At 69.5% G+C, this 2,138-nt stretch carries 1 pseudogene; it reads right to left on the reverse strand.

Annotation, left to right across the window (positions count from 1 at the left end):
* Window positions 1-1,959, reverse strand: a pseudogene (locus tag CLV43_RS43860) (type I polyketide synthase); the annotation flags it as partial.
* Window positions 1,960-2,138 lie beyond the last annotated feature (179 nt).

Raw genomic sequence — 2,138 nt, forward strand, 5'->3', positions numbered from 1 at the left:
CAGGAAGTCCGGCCGCACACCCCACGACTCCACCAACCGGTACAACGCCACCTCCACCGCGAACAACGCGGGCTGGGTGAACTCCGTCCGGTTCAACAGGTCCTGGTCGGCCAGCGCCTCGGACAGCCGCGGGTCCAGGTGCGCGCACACGGCGTCGAACGCCTCGGCGTACACCGGGAAAGCGCCGTACAGCTCCTGACCCATCGCGATCCGCTGGCTGCCCTGACCGGTGAACAGCACCGCCGTGCGGCCGGTGACGGCCTCCCCGACGACCAGTCCGGGCGCGCCGGAACCACCGGCGAGGGCCTGGAGTCCCGCGAGCAGGTCCTCACGGCCGTCGGCGACGACCACCGCGCGGTGCTCCAGGTTGGCCCGCGTGGTGGCGGCCGAGAACGCGAGGTCGGTGAGGTCGATCCCCTGCTCCACCAGCGGGAGCAGGTTCGCCGCCTGGGCCCGCAGCGCCTCTTCGCTCTTGCCCGACAGCACCACCGGCACAACAGGGAGTTCGTGCCGCTCTTGGGTGATCCCACCGACAACCTGGGAAGACGAAGAACTTCCGAAGGCGCTGTTCGCGCCTTCGGGCGCCTGCTCCAGGATCGCGTGCGCGTTCGTTCCGCTGTAACCGAAGGACGAGACGCCCATGCGGCGCGGGTGGCCGGTCTCGGGCCACGGCTGCGTCTCGGTGACCAGCTTGGCCGCGCCCGAGCTCCAGTCGATCTGCTTCGAGGGCGCGTCCACGTGCAGCGTCTTCGGCACGATGCCGTGCTGCAGCGAGAGGACGGTCTTGATGATGGCGGCGACACCGGCGGCGGCCTGCGTGTGGCCGATGTTCGACTTCACCGAACCGAGCAGCAGCGGCGTGGCGCGCTCAGGTCCGTAGGCGGCGATCAGGGCCTGCGCCTCGATCGGGTCGCCCAGCTTCGTGCCGGTGCCGTGCGCCTCGATGGCGTCCACGTCCATCGGCGACAGACCGGCGTTGGCGAGCGCCTTGCGGATGACCTTCTGCTGCGACGGGCCGTTCGGCGCGGTCAGGCCGTTCGAGGCGCCGTCCTGGTTCACCGCGGAGCCGCGGACGACCGCGAGCACCTGGTGGCCGTTGCGGCGCGCGTCGGACAGCCGCTCGACGAGCACGAGGCCGACGCCGTCGCCCCAGACCGTGCCGTCCGCGCCGTCGGCGAAGGACTTGCAGCGGGAGTCCCAGGACAGGCCGCGGGCGCGGCTGAAGTCGATGAACGCGCCGGGCGTGGCCATGACGGTCGCGCCACCGGCCAGCGCCAGGTCGCACTCGCCGTTGCGCAGCGCCTGGACGGCCAGGTGCAGGGTCACCAGCGAGCCGGAGCACGCGGTGTCGACGGTGACGGCGGGGCCTTCGAGACCGAACGTGTAGGAGACCCGGCCGGAGATCATGCTGGCCGCGGTACCGGTGCCGATGTGGCCTTCCATGCCGTCGGCGTCGCCCTCGATGAGGACGGTGAAGTAGTCCTGGCCGTTGGTGGAGGTGAACACACCGGTGCGGCTGCCCCGCAGCGACTGGGGGTCGATGCCCGCGCGCTCGAAGGTGCGCCACGCGGTCTCCAGCAGCAGGCGCTGCTGCGGGTCCATCGTGATCGCCTCGCGCGGCGAGATGCCGAAGAAGCCGGGGTCGAACTCGGCGGCGCCGTCGACGAAGCCGCCCTCCATGACATAGGAGGTGCCCTCGTTGTCGGGGTCGGGGTGGTACAGGTTCTCCAGGTCCCAACCGCGGTCGGCCGGGAACGGGACGATGGCGTCGCGGCCCTCGACGATGAAATCCCAGAGCTGCTCGGGTGAGCCGATTCCCCCCGCGAATCGGCAGTCCATCGCCACGATCGCGATGGGCTCCTGCCCTTTCTCCTCCACCTCCTGCAAACGGTGGCGTGTGTTGTGCAGGTCCGCAGTCACCCGCTTGAGGTAATCACGAAGCTTCTGCTCGTTGGACATTCAACGCCACCTCTTCACAGAAACCAGCACGTCCCGGCACTTCCGACAGACCACTGATTCGAAAACTAACGAGGGGCCGTCAGGGATGACACCCCTGACGGCCCCCTAGGCGCCCCCTACGCATTCACCCCGAGAACAAGGGGAAATACGCGACCCTTATCGGGTGTGAACGCATTCCT

The organism is Umezawaea tangerina (genome assembly GCF_003002815.1).
Taxonomy (GTDB): Bacteria; Actinomycetota; Actinomycetes; order Mycobacteriales; family Pseudonocardiaceae; genus Umezawaea; species Umezawaea tangerina.